Genomic DNA, 17,866 nt, shown 5'->3' with positions numbered 1-17,866 from the left:
CTACAAGACCACCGTGATCGCCGAGCCCCGCAGCAACTCGCTGATCGTGCGCGCCGCCAATCCGTCGCGGCTGGCGCTGGTCCGCTCGCTCGCCGAAAAACTCGACCAGCCCGCCATGAACGGCCCGAACGGCGCCGCCGGCAACATCTATGTGGTCTACCTGAAAAACGCCGATGCCGCCAAGCTGGCCGTGGTGCTGCGGGCCGCGCTGACCGGCGGCGGCGCCGCCAGTTCCAGCACGGCGGGCGTCGGCGTCGGCGCGGGCGCTGCGGCAACGCCGGTCAGCCTGACGGGCGCGAGCACCGCCGCCACGTCGCCGGTCACGCCCAGCGGCGCGCCCTCCACCGGCGGCGGCATCCAGGCCGATCCGGCGACTAACTCGCTGATCATCACGGCCTCCGAGCCGCAGTACCGGCAGCTGCGCGCCGTCATCGACAAGCTCGATGCCCGGCGCGCCCAGGTTTATGTCGAAAGCCTGATTGCCGAAGTCAACATGGACAAGGCGGCCGAGTTCGGCATCCAGTGGCAGGGCCCGCTGGGCGGCAAGGGCGACAGCCTGATCGGGCTGCTGGGCACCAACTTTGGCAGCGGCGGCAAGAACATCATCACGCAGGCCATACAGGCCGGCTCGTTGGCGCCGAAGCAGACCGGCTGGGGGGCGCCGCAGAAGGCCCTGGTGGCGCCCGGCAGCGGCCTGAACCTGGGCGTGGCAGCGCGCAGCAACGGCGTTTATTTCCTCGGCTTTCTGGCCAACTTCCTGCAGTCGACCGGTGCTGGCAACATCCTGTCCACGCCCAACCTGCTGACGCTGGACAACGAAGAGGCCAAGATCGTCATCGGCCAGAACGTGCCCTTCGTGACCGGCCAGTTCACCAACACCGGCAGCGGCGGCGGCGGCAGCGTCAACCCGTTCCAGACCATAGAGCGCAAGGACGTCGGCCTGACCTTGCGGGTCAAGCCGCAAATCAGCGAAAACGGCACCGTCAAGATGGCGATCTTCCAGGAAGTCTCCAGCGTGCAGCCGGGCTCGGTCAACTCGGCCACCGGCCTGATCACCAACAAGCGCTCGATCGAGTCGAACGTGCTGGTCGAAGACGGTTCCATCATCGTGCTGGGCGGGCTGCTGCAGGACGAGTACTCCGGCAACGAGGACAAGGTGCCGGGTCTGGGCGATGTGCCCCTGTTTGGCAACCTGTTCAAGTCCGAGAGCCGCAGCCGCAAGAAAACCAACCTGATGGTGTTCTTGCGGCCGGTGGTGGTGCGCGATGCAGCGTCCACCGACGCGCTGTCGCTGGACCGCTATGACCTCATGCGCACCAGCCAGCAGCGGGCCCAGCCCTTGCCCAGCACGCTGGTGCCGATCAACGAAGCGCCGGTGCTGCCGCCTTCCGAAAGATAACCATGCAGCCGGTGCGCTACCCCCTGCCCTACGCGTTTGCACGCAGCCAGCAATTGCTGCTGGAAGACCATGGCGGCGAACTGACGCTGTGGCTGCACCGCCTGGGCGCGGGCGGCGTCAGCGAGGTGATGCGCAAGTTTGACGTGGCGCAGGTACAAAGCGAGGCGCCCGAGCTGCTGCAGCAGCGCATCAGCGCCGCCTACGCCCAGAGCGAGTCCAGCGCCGCCACCGTCATCAGCGAGGTTGAAAGCGACGTGGATTTGTCGCGCATGATGCAGGCGCTGCCCGCGATCGAGGACTTGCTTGAAAACTCGGACGACGCGCCCATCATCCGCATGCTCAACGCGCTGCTCACGCAAGCGGCGCGCGACGGCGCCAGCGACATCCACATCGAGCCCTATGAACGGCACTCCAGCGTACGCTTTCGGGTCGACGGCTCGCTGCGCGACGTGGTGCAGCCCAACCGCGCGCTGCACGCCGCGCTGATCTCGCGCCTGAAGATCATGGCCGAGCTCGACATTGCCGAAAAGCGCCTGCCGCAAGACGGCCGCATCAGCCTGCGCATCGGCACCCGGGCGGTGGACGTGCGCGTCAGCACCTTGCCCAGCGCCCATGGCGAGCGCGCCGTGCTGCGCCTGCTGGACAAGAGCGGCGAGCGCCTCAATTTGGAGGCCGTCGGCATGCAGGGCGAGGCGCTCAAGCGCTTTGAGCAGTTGGTGGCGCAGCCGCACGGCATCATTCTGGTGACCGGGCCCACCGGCTCAGGCAAGAGCACGACGCTGTACGCCGCGCTGGAGCGGCTCGACACCCGCCGCCAGAACATCATGACGGTGGAAGACCCGATCGAGTACGAACTGCCCGGCGTCGGCCAGACCCAGGTCAACGCCAAGATCGACCTGACCTTTGCCAAGGCCCTGCGTGCCATCCTGCGGCAGGACCCGGACGTGATCATGATCGGCGAGATCCGCGACTTCGAGACCGCGCAAATCGCGATTCAGGCCTCGCTCACCGGCCACCTGGTGCTGGCCACGCTGCACACCAACGACGCGGCCAGCGCCGTGACGCGCCTGACCGACATGGGCATAGAGCCGTTTTTGCTGAGCTCGTCGCTGCTGGGCGTGCTGGCGCAGCGGCTGGTGCGCAAAGTCTGCACCCGTTGCCACGGCGCGGGCTGTACGGCCTGCGGACAAACCGGCTACCAGGGCCGCACCGGCGTGTTTGAGCTGCTGGTCACCAACGACGCGATTCGCGCGCAGATCCACACCCAGGCCTCCGAGGCCGAGATTCGCGCCGCCGCCCTGCAAAGCGGCATGACGCTGATGCGCGAGGACGGCGAGCGCCTGGTGCAAGCCGGCATCACGACGCGTGAAGAGCTGGTGCGCGTCACCCGGGACTGAGATGGCCCCCACGCTTGTCACTTCGTGTACTGCGCTGCCCCCCGAGGGGGCTGAACTTCGCTTGGGGCGGCCCGGCGCTTCGTTCGCCTGCACGCTTGGCACAACAGACACCGCTCCGACTGAGCCGAACCGCTAAGCACGATGCCCGCCTATTCATTTGAAGCGCTCACCGCCGAGGGCACCACCCGCAAAGGGGTGATCGAGGCCGACACGGCCCGGGCCGCGCGCGGCCTGCTGCGGGCGCAGGCGCTGGTGCCGCTGGCGGTCGAGCCCGTGGGCGCTGCGGCCGGCGCAAAGCCCTCGGGCTGGTCCACCAATGTGTGGAACGCGCGCGTGTTCAACAGCACGGCGCTGGCGATCTGGACGCGCCAGATCGCCGGGCTGGTGTCGTCGGGCCTGCCGCTGGAGCGGGCGCTGACCGCGCTGGCCGACGAGGCCGACAAGGAAACCCAGCGCAACCTGGTGGCCGCGCTGCGCGCCGAAGTCAACGGCGGGGCGACCTTTGCCACCGCGCTGGCGCAGTACCCGCGCGAATTCCCCAGCACCTACTGCGCCGTGGTGGGCGCGGGCGAGCACAGCGGCAACCTGGGGCTGGTGCTCGAGCGCCTGGCCGACGACCTGGAGCAAAGCCAGGAGCTCAAGGCCCAGCTGGTGGGCGCCGCGCTCTACCCGGCCATCGTGACGCTGGTGGCGGTGGTGATCGTGATGTTTTTGCTCGGCTATGTGGTGCCGCAGGTGGCCGAGGTGTTTGCCGGCAGCAAACGCGCGCTGCCGATGCTGACCATCATCATGCTGGGGCTGGGCAACTTTGTTAAGACCCAGGGCTGGCTGATTCTGCTCATTCTAATTTTGATAGCTACTGGTGCCCGTATCGCTTGGGCCAGCGCCTCTTTTCGTGAAAAATTTGATGCGGCGTGGCTGACGCTTCCGATACTCGGCAAACTCGCGCGGGGCTACAACGCCGCACGTTTTGCCGGCACGCTGGCCATGCTGGCGGCGGCGGGCGTGCCGATTCTCAAGGCGCTGCAGGCCGCAGCCGACACGCTGTCCAACCGGTCCATGCGCACCGATGCGCTCGATGCGCTGGTCTTGGTGCGCGAAGGCGCGCCGCTGGCGTCGGCGCTGGCGCAAAAAAAGCGCTTTCCCGGCCTGCTCAGCATGTTTGCGCGCCTGGGCGAGCAAACCGGCCAGCTGCCCCTGATGCTGGACCGCGCCGCGCGCCAGCTCAGCACTGAGGTGCAGCGCCGCGCACTGCAGCTGGCTACGCTGCTGGAGCCGCTGCTGATCGTGGCGATGGGCGTGGTCGTGATGCTGATCGTGCTGGCCGTGCTGCTGCCCATCATCCAGCTCAACCAGCTCGCCAAATAAACCCCATGCGCCCCAGTTTTTGCCGCCATGACCTCACCCGTCGTTGACTTGCCCGACACCTCGCGCTGCCCGCGCTGCGGCGCCGGTTTGCGCTGCGGCATGCTGGCCGGCGATGCGCAATGCTGGTGCGTGCAGCTGCCCCATGTCATGCCGGTTCCTTCCGGCGCGCCCTCCACACCCGATAGCAGCACGACCTCGTGCTACTGCCCTGCCTGCCTGAAACAAATCACCAATGAACAACTCCGCGCTTCCAACCCCACGCATTCAGTTACCCCTGATTGAACCCACCACCGACCTCCTGCTGGAGGCCCGGCTGGGGCACAAGATTGACCACAAGACCAAGCCGCTGGGCGCGCTCGGCCTGCTGGAGGGCCTGGCACTGCAGCTGGGCCTGATCCAGCGCCAGGAGACGATTTCGCTGCGCGAGCCGCAGATGGTGGTGTTTGCCGCCGACCACGGCATTGCGGCTGAGGGCGTTTCGGCCTTCCCGCAGGCCGTGACGGTGCAGATGGTGGGCAACATGCTGGCGGGAGGGGCTGCCATCAATGTGTTCGCCCGCCAGCACGGCTTTGCGCTGCAGGTGGTGGATGCGGGTGTCGCCGCGGACCTGTTCGCGCACCCCCAACTGCTGCAGCGCAAGATCGCCATGGGCACGAAAAACCTGTGCAACGAGCCCGCCATGTCGCGGGCCGAGGCCGACGCGGCGCTCAAGGCGGGCATGGACATCGTGCAAGCCTTGCCGGGCAATGTGGTGGCCTTTGGCGAAATGGGGATTGCCAACACCTCGGCTGCGGCGCTGCTGCTGGCGCGGCTGACCGGCGCGAGCCTCGAGGACGCCACCGGGCGCGGCACCGGCCTGAACGACGAGCAACTGCTCGGCAAGCAGCGCGTGCTGACGCGCGCCTTGCTACGCCACCCGGCGACCCAGCCACTCGATGTCGTGGCTGAACTGGCCGCCCTGGGCGGCTTTGAAATCGCCATGATGGCGGGTGCCATGCTGCAGGCGGCCAGCGAGCGCCGGGTGGTGCTGGTCGACGGCTTCATCGCGGGCACGGCCGCGCTGGTGGCACAGGCCCTGCTGCCGCAGGTGCAAGACTACATGGTGTTTTGCCACCGCTCCGCCGAGCGCGGTCACCGCCTGCTGCTGGCGCACCTGCGCGCCAAGCCGCTGCTGGAGCTCGATCTGCGCCTGGGCGAAGGCACCGGTGCGCTACTGGCTTGGCCGCTGGTGCAGTCGGCGGCCAACTTCCTCAATGACATGGCGAGCTTTGAGACGGCGGGTGTGAGCGGAAAAGAAACCGCGTGAACAGACGGCCAGGGCACCGATGATCCAGTTCGTCCGCGAATACCTGCTCGCCGTCCAGTTCTTCACCCGCATCCCCATCACGGGGCGCCTGGCCGGCTGGGTGGGCTACAGCCCCGAACTGCTGCGGGCCAGCGCGGCCCACTTTCCGGGCATTGGCGTGGTGGTAGGCGCGGTGGCAGCGGCCGTGTTTGCGCTGCTGCAGGCCCTGCTGCCCGACACCCCCTTCACGCCCCTGGCGGCCGCGGCGCTCTCCACCGTCGCCACGGTCCTGCTGACGGGCGGCTTTCACGAAGACGGCCTGGCCGATGTCACCGATGGCCTGGGCGGCAGCTACGACAGGGACAGGGCGCTGGAGATCATGAAGGACCCGCGCGTGGGCGCGTTCGGCGCCATGGCACTGGTGCTGGTGCTGCTGTGCAAGGTCGCGCTGCTGGCCATTTTGGGTTCGCTGGAGGACCTGCCAAGCGACGGGGAGGAATCGACCTTCCGGGGCTTGTATATTTGCGCCGCGCTGTGGACGGGCCATGTGGTGTCGCGCTTCATGCCGCTGCTGCTGATTTACGGACTGCCGCATGTGGGCGACACCGCGCAGTCCAAGTCCAAGCCGCTGGCCGACCAGATCACGCCGGGCCGCCTGCTGATCGCGGTTTTATGGTGTTTGAGTGCGCTGGCGCTTTCCAGCATTGCGCTGGACGCTACTAATTTAATAGTGGCCTGCGCCGCCGCAGGGCTGGCGCTGCTGTGGATGGCGCGGCTGTTCAGGCGCCGTTTGCAGGGCTTTACCGGCGACTGCCTGGGTGCCACGCAGCAGGTGTGCGAAGTCGCTTTTTATTTGGGGCTGGCAATCAGCCTATGAAGCTCTGGCTGGTCCGCCACGCAGCGCCCCTGGTGGCCAGCGGCATTTGCTATGGCCGGCTCGATGTGGCGGCCGACGCGGCGGGCACCGCGCAATGCGCGCAGGCGCTGGCCGCACAGCTGCCGCCCGGCACCCGCGTGCTCAGCTCGCCGCTACAAAGATGTGAGCAGCTGGCATCCGCACTGTATGGGCTAAGGCCTGATTTGGCTTATAAAACCGAGCCGCGCCTGCAGGAAATGGATTTTGGCCTGTGGGAAGGCCGGGCCTGGCAAGACATTGCCCAGGCCGAACTGGCGGCGTGGACCGATGATTTTGCCGGCTACGCGGTGGGGCGGCGCGGCGAGTGTGTGCGCGGCTTCATGGCACGGGTGGGCGCAGTTTTCGATGGCCTGCAGGGCCAGTCCGACATGCTGTGGGTCACCCACGCGGGCGTGATACGAGCCGTCGACCTGCTGGCCCAGGGCGTGCGCCACCCGGAGCAGGCCGGGCAGTGGCCCCTGGACGCGCCAAACTATGGACAATGGCGCACAGTGGCGCTGCCCATAGGCCAGGCGCAAAGAAACAGTACATAAAACAAGGCATTCCCATGGCGGCAAATCTGGACGGTCAACTCGTGGTGGCAATTTCATCCCGCGCCCTGTTTGACTTTGAAGAAGAAAACCTCGTGTTTGAAGCCGGCCTGGCCCAAGACCCGGCGCAGGGCAACCAAAAAGACGGCGCTTACATGCAACTGCAGCTGGCGCGGCTGGACCTGCCCGCCAGGCCGGGGGTGGCGTTTTCGCTGGTTAAAAAGCTGCTGGCCTTCAACGAAGCGCCCGAGAGTCCGGACGAGCCCGCCAGCCAGCGCGTGGAAGTCGTGATCTTGTCGCGCAACGATCCGGTCTCGGGCATGCGGGTGTTCCGCTCGGCCGACGCCAACAAACTCAAGCTGGAACGCGGCGTGTTCACCAAGGGCCGCGCGCCCTACAACTACCTGCGGCCCTTGAAAGCCAACCTCTTTTTGTCGGCCAACCCTGAAGACGTGCGGGCCGCACTGGACGCCGGCTTTGCGGCAGCCACCGTCGCCATGCACTCGGTGCACGCCAAAAGCACCTACCCGCACGAGGTGCGCATTGCCTTTGACGGCGATGCGGTGCTGTTTTCAGACGAGGCCGAGCGCGTGTTTCAGGCCCAGGGCCTGCCGGCCTTTCAGCAGCACGAGCGCGACAAGGCCGCGCAGCCGCTGCTGGCGGGCCCATTCAAGCCGCTGCTGCAGGCGCTGCACCGGCTGCAGCAGGTCGGCACCTCGCGCATGCGCATACGCACCGCGCTGGTCACCGCGCGCAGCGCCCCGGCGCACGAGCGCGCCATCCGCACGCTGATGGACTGGAACATCGAGGTCGATGAAGCGATGTTTCTGGGCGGTCTCGCCAAGGGCGAGTTTTTGCGCGAATTCGAACCCGACTTTTTCTTTGACGACCAGAGCGGCCATGTCCACTCTGCGGCCCAGCATGTGCCCTCAGGGCATGTCGCCAGCGGCGTTTCCAACCCGCTGCCCTGACAGCGCGAACCCGGTTTTCATCCATGCACCTGCTTGCCCGCCTACGCCTCAAACTCAGCGCCTTCCGGCTGTTCACCGCCCGTGTCTGGGCCTTGTCGGCGCCCTACTTCAGAAGTGAAGAAAAATGGAAAGCGCGCGGCCTGCTGCTGGCCATCGTGCTGCTGAATCTGGGCGCGGTCTACATGCTGGTGCTGCTCAATGAATGGAACCGGGTGTTTTACGACGCGCTGCAGAACAAGGACGAGGCGGTGTTCTGGACGCAGCTGGCGCGCTTTACCTACCTGGCGTTTGCCTTCATCCTGATTGCCGTTTACCGCTTTTACCTGACCCAGCTGCTGGAAGTGCGCTGGCGCGCCTGGATGACGACGCACTACCTGCAGCGCTGGCTGGCCGACCACGCGTTCTACAAGCTGGAGCTGGCGCGCTTTACCGGCGGCGACCTGACCGCCGCCAACACCCTGAACGCCGCCAAAACGCCCGACAACCCGGACCAGCGGATTCAGGAGGACATCAACCTGTTCACCACCTACAGCATTTCACTGAGCATGGGCCTGCTTAACGCCGTGGTCACGCTGCTCAGTTTTGTCGGCATTTTGTGGACGCTCTCGGGCGCATTTGCTTTCACCTTGGGCGGCGCCAGTTACAGCATTCCGGGTTTCATGGTCTGGATGGCGGTGCTGTACTGCGTCGTGGGCAGCATCATCACGCACTACATTGGCCGGCCGCAGATCAGGCTCAACTTCCAGCAGCAGCGCGTCGAGGCCGACTTTCGCCACCACATGGTGCGGGTGCGCGAATACAGCGAATCGATTGCGCTGGACAAAGGCGAAGCGGTGGAACGCAGCCACCTGGACACCCGCTTTGCCGCAGTGCTGGCCAACTACCTCAAGCTGATCAAGAAGCAGAAAAACCTGGTCTGGTTCACCAACTTTTTTGGCCAGGCGGCCGTGGTGTTTCCGTTTATCGTGGCGGCGCCGCGCTTTTTCAGCGGCGCCATCCAGCTCGGGCAACTGATGCAGATTGCGTCGGCCTTTGGACGGGTGCAGGACTCGCTGAGCTGGCTGGTCGACAACTACAGCAGCCTGGCCGCCTGGCGCGCCACGACCGACCGCCTGACCAGTTTTGAAGACAATATTGCGGCCCTGGCCCAGCAGGCACAAGCGCAAGCAGCTACCAATTCAATAGCTAACCAGCAGCACCCCCTGGCCAACGCCGACACGCTGGCCGTCAGCGGTCTGAACCTGGCCCTGCCCACCGGCGCGACCTTGCTGAGCGGCGTGTCACTGCAGGCCGGACCGGGCGAAAGCGTGCTCGTCAAAGGGCCTTCGGGCAGTGGCAAATCAACGCTGTTTCGCGCGCTGGCGGGCATCTGGCCCTATGCCACCGGCCAGACGCAGTTGCCACAAAACGCCATGTTCATTCCGCAGCGCCCCTACTTTCCCGACGGCACGCTGCGCGATGCGCTGGCCTACCCGCTGCCGGCCGCGCAGTACAGCGAGCAGGCGCTCCAGCAGGCCCTGAACGACGCGCTGCTGCCCAAGCTCGTGGGCAGGCTGGATGACCAGGACGCCTGGAGCCAGAAACTGTCGGGCGGCGAGCAGCAGCGCCTGGCGATTGCCCGGGTACTGCTTAAAAAACCGCGCTGGATTTTTGCCGACGAAGCGACCAGTGCGCTGGACGAAGTGGCTGAAAAAATCCTGTATGAAAAATTGGTGGCGCTGGTGGCGGCCGGGCGCGGCAGCCTGGTCTCGATTGCCCATCGACCGGCAATGGCTACTTTCCATGACAGGCAGTGGACCCTGGAAAAACTGCCCGCGGACGCGCCGGCCCTGTACCGAGTGCAGGAGAGCCGCCTTGGCCAGGCAGGCTGACTTGTTCAGAAGTTGATTAACGACGTTTTTCCAGCTCAAACTCGCGCGTAGCCAGCTTGCGGAAGCGGGCCGCCGCCGGGCTCTCTGTCTCGGCCATATAAGCCAGCGCAAGCCCGATGGAGGCAGCTGGCGGCACATCCACCAAAGGTCGGTAGACAATTTTGTCGCTGGCAAAGCGCTGCATCACCGATGGCACGAGCGCCACGCCCAAGCCGCTTTCCACCAGCGCCAGCACGGTCTGGATCTGGATGGCTTGCTGGGTCACCCTGGGAATGAATCCGGCCTGCTGGCACGCGAGCAGGGCTGCACTGTGCAGCCCTGCGGCGCTGGTGGGAACGTACATGACGAACGGCTCGCCGGCCATGTCGGAGAGTTTGAGCGGCCCCTTGCCTGCCAGTGGATTGCCGCGTGGCAGCGCCGCGATGAACTCGTCGCGTTCCAGCTGAACCAGCGTCGCCCTGGACGACTGCAGCAGTGGGACCCGCACCAGGCCAATGTCCAGCGCATGGTCTTCCAGCTGCTGGATGATGCCCACCGAAGTCGCTTCGCGCAGGATCAGTTCGACGCCGGGGTACTCGGCCCGAAACAGCGGCAGCAGCTTTTGCAGCATGCCGTAGGTCGCCGACCCGACAAAGCCGACCTGCAAGATACCACTCGTGCCGTCCAGCGCGCTCCTGGCAGTTTCACTCAACTGGTTTCCATGAAACAGCAACTTCCTGGCCTCCACCAACACGGCACGGCCACTGGGCGTGAGCGAGACACCGCTGGACTCGCGGGCAAACAGCCTGGTGCCGAGCTCGGCCTCGAGTTTCTGGATGGAAACCGACAGCGGTGGCTGCGCCATATGCAGGCGCTCGGCTGCACGGCGGAAATTCAGCGTCTCGGCAAGGACGACAAAGTGGCGAATGCGTCGCAGGTCCATGGGCTTGGCGTGTCCTTCCTGCCAAGCATAACCGGGCGTCATGCGGCGGACAGCGCGGAGGCCTGGATCACGTCAGCCTTTAAAAACAGGCGGGCGCTTGCCCAGGAAGGCTGCAACCGCTTCCTTGTGATCGTCGGTCTGGTGCGACAGCGACTGGAACGCCGCCGCCATTTCGAGCAGGGTGTCCAGGCGCGTGTGCATGGCTTCGCGCAGCAGCCGCTTGGTCAGTCGCACGGCATGCGGCGGATTGGCCGCGATGCGCTGCGCCAGTTCGTTGGCCGTAGCGAGCAACTGATCGGCAGGCACCACGCGCGAGACCAAGCCCCAGCTCGCGGCCAGGTCCGGCCCAATCACTTCGCCGGTGAACGACATCTCGGACGCGCGCGACATGCCGATGATGCGCGGCAGCAGCCAGGCGCCGCCATCGCCCGGGATGATCCCCAGCTTGACAAAACTCTCGGCAAACCTGGCGTGCTCCGACGCGATGCGGATGTCGCACATGCAGGCGACATCGAGCCCGGCACCGATGGCCGCGCCGTTGACGGCGGCGATCACCGGGACTTCGAGGTTGAACAGCGCCAGCGGCAGCTTCTGAATGCCGGTGCGGTATTCCTGACGGATTTGCATGCCCGAGACGTCGCCCGAGGCCTGCCGCTCCATGTCGCGGATGTCGCCGCCTGATGAAAAAGCCGTGCCGGCACCGGTCAGGATGACGGCGCGCACGCTGCGATCGTTGTGAATGCGGTCAATCGCGGCCAGAAAATCCGGCACAGCCGAATTGCCGGTGAGCGGGTTGCGGCGTTCGGGCTCATTCATGGTCAGCGTGACCACATGGCCTTGCTGTTCGTACAAAAGAAAGTTGGGCATTGTGATGGTCCTCTTCAGGCATTTGACAGACCCCAGCGTAGGAGATTCGCCCCTCAAAGTCCAATATCAATATCAATCAATTCGATACTAAAACGGTATCAAAATGGATGAACAGTTTCCACGGGATTGCCCTTGGAAAGCCAACCATCGATACCGAACGAATATCACGTATCGACTATTAAATATTGGACGGTATCAGTCATGCGTCCTATTCTCGGTCCATCGAAATAGACAGGAGAAGCTACCCATGAAGACGGCGCTGGGGCACCTCAAGGTGCTCGACTTGACCCGTATCCTCGCGGGCCCGTGGGCCACGCAGAACCTCGCCGACATGGGTGCTGAAGTCATCAAGATCGAGCGGCCCGGCGTAGGCGACGACACCCGCACCTGGGGCCCTCCTTTCCTGAAGGACGCCGAGGGCCGGGAGACCCGTGACTCCTCCTACTTCCTGAGCGCCAACCGCGGCAAGCAGTCGGTGACCGTCGATCTCGCCAGTACCGAAGGCCAGGAGATCATCCGCCAGCTCGTGCGCGACGCCGACGTGCTGGTCGAAAACTACAAGGTCGGCACGCTGGCACGCTACGGCCTGGCCTATGAGGACCTGCGCGCCATCAACCCGCGCCTGGTGTACTGCTCGGTCACCGGCTTCGGCCAGAGCGGCCCCTACGCGGCACTGCCCGGTTACGACTATGTCTTCCAGGGCATGGGCGGCTTGATGAGCATGACCGGCGTGCCTGACGGCCAGCCCGGTGCGGCGCCCATGAAAAGCGGCATCGCGATCAGCGACCTGCTGACCGGCATGTACGCCACTACCGCCATCCTCGCGGCCATCGAACACCGCCACGTGAGCGGCGAAGGCCAGTACATCGACATGTCGCTGCTGGACTGCATCGTCACCATCAACTCCTACCAGGCGATCAATTATTTCCTGTCGGGCAAGATCCCCCAGCGCATGGGCAATGCGCACTCGAACATGGTCCCCTACCAGGTGTTTCGCTGCAGGGAGGGCGACATCATCATCGCCGTCGGCAACGATGCGCAGTACACGGCTTTCTGCAAGGTCATCGGCCGTCCGCAACTGGCCATCGATCCGCTATACAGCACCGGTCCGCAGCGCAACCGCAACCGTGAAGCATTGATTCCGCTGATTGCCGAGGCCATGCTGGCGCGCTCCATGGAAGAGTGGGTCACGCTGCTGGAAGCCCACAACGTGCCCTGCGGTCCCATCCACAACATGAAACAGGTATTCGAAGACCCACAGGTCAGGCACCGCGACATGCAGCTGTCATTGCCCCACAGCGCCGGCGTGAACGCACCTGGCGTGGCCAACCCGATCCGCCTGTCCGACACGCCGATCCGCTACGAGCGCTCGGCCCCCACCCTGGGCGAGCACAATCAGGCGATCCTGAACGGGCGGCTCGGGCTGTCTGACGAGCGCATCGCCGAACTCAAGCGCAAGGGCGTCGTCTGAGCGACGCGGGAGAACATCTTTGAGCAATCTGCTATCCGCCTTCCGGCTCGCCACACTTCCCGCCGGGACGAACCCGTTTCGCACCGAGGTGAAGGCCTTTCTCAAATCCAGCCTTGAGGCGACGCCGCCCGACATCCGGGCCCGTTCATGGATGGGCTTCAATGCCGCCTTCAGCAAGAAGCTGGCCGCACGCGGCTGGGTCGGCGTGACCCTGCCCGCGCACTACGGCGGCGCCAGCTTGGATGCCTTCTCGCGCTTCGTGCTGGTGGAAGAACTGCTGGCCGCCGGTGCCCCGGTTTCCGCGCACTGGATCGCCGACCGCCAGAGCGGGCCCTTGATCCTCAAGTTCGGCACGGAAGCGCAACGCCAGTTCTACCTGCCGAAAATATGTGCCGCCGAGGCGTTTTTCTGCATCGGCATGAGCGAGCCCAATGCCGGCTCCGACCTCGCCAGTGTCGGCACGCGGGCCACGCGCTGCGAGGGTGGCTGGCGCTTGAACGGCCGCAAGATATGGACCACCAACGCACAGCACTGCCACTACATGATCGCCCTGGTGCGCTCATCGGGCGAGCCGCAGGACCGGCAAAAGGGCTTGTCGCAGTTCATTGTTGACCTGTCATTGCCCGGCGTGACGGTGCGCCCGATTGATGACCTGGCTGGCGACGCCCATTTTTCCGAAGTCTTTTTTGACGATGTGCTACTGGCCGACGACGCGCTGATCGGCCAGGAAGGCAGCGGCTGGGCGCAGGTCAATGCCGAACTGGCCTTCGAGCGCAGCGGCCCGGAGCGGGTGTACTCCAGCATCGTGCTGCTGGAACACTGGATCACCTGCCTGCGCCGCAGTCCGGACGCGTCTGCCCACGCCGCCACCATCGGACGTTTCGCCACGCACCTAGCCACGCTGCGCAACATGTCCATCGCCGTCACCAGCAAGCTGGTCAACGGTGAAAGCCCCATCGTCGAAGCCGCGCTGGTCAAGGACATCGGCACGGAGTTTGAACAAAGCATCCCGGCCGTCATTGAAGCGGCCATCGCCATGAATCCGGACGCGCCGGTGGACGCCGAGCTGTACCGCACGGTGGCCTACGTGAGCCAGATTGCGCCCACCTATTCCCTGCGCGGCGGCACGCGCGAGATCCTGCGCGGCATGATCGCGCGCGGTCTGGGCTTGCGCTAAGAAAGAACATATCCCATGTTTGCAGAAGCCATAGAAGACATTCTCAAGGACCAGTGCGCCCCAGCCGTGGTGCGCACGATTGAAGCGGGCGGCTCACCCGCCGCCTTGTGGGAAGCCGTGGCGGGTGCCGGATTTCTGGAACTCCTGGCCCCCGAGGGCGACGGCGGAGCCGGTCTATCCCTGGCCGAACTGTTTCCCATCCTGAGCCTCTTCGGGCGCTACACGGTACCGGTGCCGGTGGCGCAAACCATCGTGGCCCGCGCACTGGCCGACTCGCAGATGGCGATGCCCACTGGCATGGTCACGCTGGCCGCGGCGTTTCGCCGCGAGGCAGGCGGCGCCATCAGCTGCGCGTTGACGCCGTACGGCATGCTGGCGGACTTTGTGCTCGCCAGCGACGGCGACGCCTTGCTGCTGCTGCCCTGCGCGGCGGCTCAGCGCCAGAGCACCGGCGTGAACCGGAGCCTCACGGCCACGCTCAGCTGGCCCGATGAAAACAGTGCGGCCCGCGCGCGGCGCGGCGGCGCGATGTTGCCCGCCTTCGCTGCAGCACTGCATGCCGCACTGCTCAGCGGCGCCATGAAGCGCGTGTTCGAAATGACGCTGCAGTACTGCAACGACCGCGTCCAGTTCGGAAAATCGCTCGGGAAATTCCAGGCGGTTCAGCATCAGTTGAGCGTGATGGCAGAACACACGGCAGCCGCGTCGATTGCCGCGGAGGCCGCCTTTCAAGGCACTGGAAAAACCCCGTCCCTGCTGGCTGGCGCGATGGCCAAGTCACGCACCAGCGAAGCTGCGGGGCTGGTCGCCTCGATCGCCCACGCGCTGCATGGCGCGATCGGGGTAACTGAAGAATACGACCTGCAGTTATTGACCCGGCGCCTGCACGAGTGGCGCATGGCCCACGGTTCCGAAGCCCACTGGAACACGGTGGTCGGTCAGCATGTGCTCGCGGGCGATCTGCCACTTTCCGATTTCGTTCGTTCGGTGTAAAAACTTTTTTATCTGCTGGAGACAATATGCCCCTCAAAAAATTCAAATCCATTATTTCGCCCCTGCTGGCGCTGGCCGCGCTGTGCAGCGCTGCGTTTCTGCTGCCCGCCAGCCAGGCGTTCGCGCAGGACTTTCCGTCAAAGGCCATCAAGTTCATCGTGCCCTTCCCGCCCGGCAGTGGCACCGACACCTCGGCGCGCTACTTCGGCAGGAAGCTGACAGAACTCACGGGGCAAGCCGTGGTGGTGGAAAACCGCCCCGGCGCCAACGGCTTCATTGCGGTGCGGGCCTTGCTCGCAGCGCCCGCTGACGGCTACACCGTCTTCGTCGGCAGCAATTCGACCCTGGCCGTGAACGTGGCGCTGTTCAAGAAACTGCCCTACGATCCGCAAACCGACCTGGCGCCGTTGACCATGATGATGCGCGCGCCCACCCTGGTCGTGGTGCCGCCGAACTCCCCACACAAAACACTGGCCGAGCTGATCAGCGCGGCCAGGGCACAACCGGGCAAACTCAACTATGCCGCAGGCTCTGCAGGTTATCAGCTGATGGCGGAGGCGCTGAACGACAGCGCGCGCCTGGATATCCGCAATGTTCCGTTCAAGGGCGCATCAGAGGCCCTGACGGCTGTGGCCTCGGGCACGGTTGACATGGCATTTTCCGACATCACGGCCGCTTATGAATTGGTCAAGGGCGGCAAGCTGCGTGCCCTGGCCGTCGCATCCGACCGCCGTACGGCTGTCCTTCCGGCCGTGCCTTACTTCGGCGAGGCCGGCCTGCCGGGCTTTACCGCCTATGTCTGGGTGGGCGCCATGGTCGCGGCCAAAACACCGAAGGCTGAAACCGACAAGCTCGCTGCCTTGCTGTCCCAAATTGAGCGCATGCCCGAAACCAGGGAGTTCTATGAACGCCTGGGCGCTGAAGTCATGAACGGCGGCGCCGACGAGATGCGTAAATTCCAGGCCGCCGAGATCGAGCTGTGGAAGCGTATCGCGGTCAAAGCCAAAGTCGAGCAGGAATAAGCATGCGTCCCCTGAACGGGATTCGCGTACTGGACCTGAGCACGGTGGTGCTGGGCCCCTACGCGAGTCAGGTTCTGGCTGAATACGGCGCCGATGTCATCAAGATCGAGACGCCCGAGGGCGACTCGACCCGGCGCACCGGCCCGAGCACGGAAGCCGGCATGGGGGCCATTTTTCTCGGCGTCAATCGCGGCAAGCGCAGCATCGTGCTGGACCTGAAGACGCCGCAAGGCCGTGAAGCCCTGCTCAAGCTGGTGGATACGGCCGATGTGCTGATGCACAGCATCCGTCCGCAAAAACTGGCGAGTATCGGGCTGGACCCCGAGACACTGCGCGCGCGCAACCCGCGGCTGGTCTACGTCGGCTTGCACGGGTTCTCGCAGGACGGTCCCTACGGCGGCATGCCGGCCTACGACGACATCATCCAGGGCATGTCCGGCTGCGCGGCGCTGATGGAACTGCAGACCGGCACGCCCCAGTACTACCCGACGATCGCCGCCGACAAGACCTCGGGACTGGTCGCCACGCATGCGATCCTCGCAGCGCTGTTCATGCGCGAACGGACCGGACAAGGCTCGTATGTGGAAGTGCCGATGCTCGAGTCGATGGTGGCCTTCAATCTGGTCGAGCATTTCTACGGCCAGCATTTCGAGCCACCGCTGGCCGAGCCCGGCTACCCCCGGCTGCTGAACCCATGGCGCAGGCCCTACCGCACCACCGACGGCTACCTTTGTGCGATGCCTTATACCGACGCGCACTGGCGCCGCTTCTTCATCGAGGCAGGCGCGCCTGAACTGGCGCTTGACGCACGTTTCACCGATATTTCGGCGCGCACGCGCAACATCGAAAAGCTTTACGAACTGGCGGCCCGGTTCATTGCCGGGCGCAGCACCGACGCCTGGCTTGAGATTTTCAGCCGGCTTGAAATACCGGCCTCCAAAATGAACCGGCTCCAGGATTTGCAGCAGGATGAACACCTTCGCGCCACCGGCTTCTTCGAGACGCTGCATGACCCGGCCATGGGGAAGCTCCGGTTTCCCGGCGTGCCGGTAAAGTTCAATCACGTGCGTCCGCCGGTCAGCATGGCGCCACGGCTCGGCCAGCACACGGCCGAACTGCTGGCCGAAATAGGCATGGCGCCTGACACCGGCAACATCCGGGAACCATCATGAACACCCCGCAAGAAATCCGGCAGCTGGGCCAGGGTTTTCACTGGCAGGACCTCGTCATCGGTCAGCGCTTCAAGACCTTTCGCCGCACCGTAACCGAGGCCGACCTGGTCGGCTTCATCGGCGTCACCGGAATGGTCGAGGTGATGTTTATCGACGCGGCCCCGCTGCATGGCGGCATTGCCGGCAGACCGGTCCCCGCTGCGCTGACCTACACGCTGATCGAAGGCTTCATCCTGCAAACCATGATTCAGGGAACCGGGCTGGCGATGCTGGAACTCACGCAGAAAATCCATGCGCCGGTGCGCGTGGGCGACACCATCCACGCCGTCATCGAAGTAACCGGCGTACGCCCCACCTCCACAGGCGGAAGAGCGATCGTCGACTCGACGATCCAGGTTTTCAACCAGCAGGGCGAAGAAGTCATGACCTACACCGCAAAGCGAATGCTGGCCGGCCGCGCCGACGCCTGAACACCCCTTTTCACCACAACCCCGGAGGAGACATC

17 protein-coding genes are annotated in these 17,866 nt (G+C 65.1%); 15 read left to right on the top strand and 2 right to left on the bottom strand.

Going from position 1 to position 17,866, the window contains the following annotated elements:
- From gspD to Q8K05_RS09120, 9 genes are all read left to right on the top strand, one after another.
- Positions 1-1,399: type II secretion system secretin GspD (gene gspD / locus Q8K05_RS09160; protein ID WP_305246321.1), on the top strand; the 1,399-nt coding region annotated here is incomplete at its 5' end.
- Between the two features lie 11 nt (positions 1,400-1,410).
- Positions 1,411-2,796: a GspE/PulE family protein gene (locus tag Q8K05_RS09155; RefSeq protein WP_305246322.1), complete on the top strand. Its 1,386-nt coding sequence runs from the start codon at positions 1,411-1,413 to the stop codon at positions 2,794-2,796.
- Positions 2,797-2,937: 141 nt separating this feature from the next.
- Positions 2,938-4,164 carry a type II secretion system inner membrane protein GspF gene (gene gspF, locus Q8K05_RS09150; protein WP_305246320.1) on the top strand — a complete coding sequence of 409 codons (1,227 nt, stop codon included), beginning with the start codon at positions 2,938-2,940 and terminating at the stop codon, positions 4,162-4,164.
- A gap of 27 nt (positions 4,165-4,191) precedes the next feature.
- Positions 4,192-4,446, top strand: a complete 255-nt coding sequence (locus tag Q8K05_RS09145) for a cysteine-rich CWC family protein (RefSeq protein WP_305246319.1) — start codon at positions 4,192-4,194, stop codon at positions 4,444-4,446.
- A complete protein-coding gene (cobT, locus tag Q8K05_RS09140) occupies positions 4,397-5,470 on the top strand; it encodes a nicotinate-nucleotide--dimethylbenzimidazole phosphoribosyltransferase (protein ID WP_305246318.1) in 1,074 nt (357 codons plus the stop codon). The genes Q8K05_RS09145 and cobT overlap by 50 nt, the downstream gene beginning before the upstream one ends.
- A 19-nt stretch (positions 5,471-5,489) precedes the next feature.
- Positions 5,490-6,326, top strand: a complete 837-nt coding sequence (gene cobS, locus Q8K05_RS09135; protein WP_305246317.1) for an adenosylcobinamide-GDP ribazoletransferase — start codon at positions 5,490-5,492, stop codon at positions 6,324-6,326.
- Positions 6,323-6,898 carry a histidine phosphatase family protein gene (locus Q8K05_RS09130; protein ID WP_305246316.1) on the top strand — a complete coding sequence of 192 codons (576 nt, stop codon included), beginning with the start codon at positions 6,323-6,325 and terminating at the stop codon, positions 6,896-6,898. The genes cobS and Q8K05_RS09130 overlap by 4 nt, the downstream gene beginning before the upstream one ends.
- Positions 6,899-6,912: 14 nt before the next feature.
- Entirely contained in the window at positions 6,913-7,866 is a 954-nt protein-coding gene (locus Q8K05_RS09125) for a 5'-nucleotidase (protein ID WP_305246315.1), read from the top strand.
- A gap of 23 nt (positions 7,867-7,889) precedes the next feature.
- On the top strand, positions 7,890-9,737 hold the full coding sequence (locus Q8K05_RS09120; RefSeq protein ID WP_305246314.1) for an ABC transporter ATP-binding protein/permease: 1,848 nt from the start codon (positions 7,890-7,892) through the stop codon (positions 9,735-9,737).
- A 16-nt stretch (positions 9,738-9,753) separates the two neighbouring features.
- On the opposite strand, the gene Q8K05_RS09115 is transcribed toward Q8K05_RS09120, so the two are convergent.
- On the bottom strand, positions 9,754-10,659 hold the full coding sequence (locus tag Q8K05_RS09115; RefSeq protein WP_305246313.1) for a LysR substrate-binding domain-containing protein: 906 nt from the start codon (positions 10,657-10,659) through the stop codon (positions 9,754-9,756).
- A gap of 72 nt (positions 10,660-10,731) precedes the next feature.
- Positions 10,732-11,526, bottom strand: coding sequence for a crotonase/enoyl-CoA hydratase family protein (locus Q8K05_RS09110; RefSeq protein ID WP_305246312.1), 795 nt, complete (start codon positions 11,524-11,526; stop codon positions 10,732-10,734).
- 247 nt (positions 11,527-11,773) lie between these two features.
- Here Q8K05_RS09110 and Q8K05_RS09105 point away from each other — a divergent pair, with 247 nt between their 5' ends.
- From Q8K05_RS09105 to Q8K05_RS09080, 6 genes are read left to right on the top strand one after another with little or no spacing between them, the layout of a single operon-like run.
- On the top strand, positions 11,774-12,997 hold the full coding sequence (locus Q8K05_RS09105; RefSeq protein ID WP_305246311.1) for a CaiB/BaiF CoA-transferase family protein: 1,224 nt from the start codon (positions 11,774-11,776) through the stop codon (positions 12,995-12,997).
- 19 nt (positions 12,998-13,016) lie between these two features.
- Entirely contained in the window at positions 13,017-14,174 is a 1,158-nt protein-coding gene (locus Q8K05_RS09100; protein ID WP_305246310.1) for an acyl-CoA dehydrogenase family protein, read from the top strand.
- A gap of 15 nt (positions 14,175-14,189) precedes the next feature.
- Positions 14,190-15,167, top strand: coding sequence for an acyl-CoA dehydrogenase family protein (locus tag Q8K05_RS09095; RefSeq protein WP_305246309.1), 978 nt, complete (start codon positions 14,190-14,192; stop codon positions 15,165-15,167).
- A gap of 26 nt (positions 15,168-15,193) precedes the next feature.
- Entirely contained in the window at positions 15,194-16,189 is a 996-nt protein-coding gene (locus tag Q8K05_RS09090) for a tripartite tricarboxylate transporter substrate binding protein (protein ID WP_305246308.1), read from the top strand.
- A gap of 2 nt (positions 16,190-16,191) precedes the next feature.
- Positions 16,192-17,361 (top strand): CaiB/BaiF CoA-transferase family protein, encoded by a 1,170-nt coding sequence (locus Q8K05_RS09085; RefSeq protein ID WP_305246307.1) that lies wholly within the window; start codon positions 16,192-16,194, stop codon positions 17,359-17,361.
- Positions 17,358-17,831 (top strand): MaoC family dehydratase, encoded by a 474-nt coding sequence (locus Q8K05_RS09080; protein WP_305246306.1) that lies wholly within the window; start codon positions 17,358-17,360, stop codon positions 17,829-17,831. Before Q8K05_RS09085 ends, Q8K05_RS09080 begins: the two co-directional genes overlap by 4 nt.
- The last annotated feature ends 35 nt before the right edge of the window (positions 17,832-17,866 follow it).

The organism is Polaromonas sp. (assembly GCF_030682935.1).
Classification (GTDB): Bacteria; Pseudomonadota; Gammaproteobacteria; order Burkholderiales; family Burkholderiaceae_C; genus Polaromonas.
The sequence above is the reverse complement of the archived record's forward strand: the minus strand, read 5'-3'. Positions and strand labels throughout refer to the sequence as shown.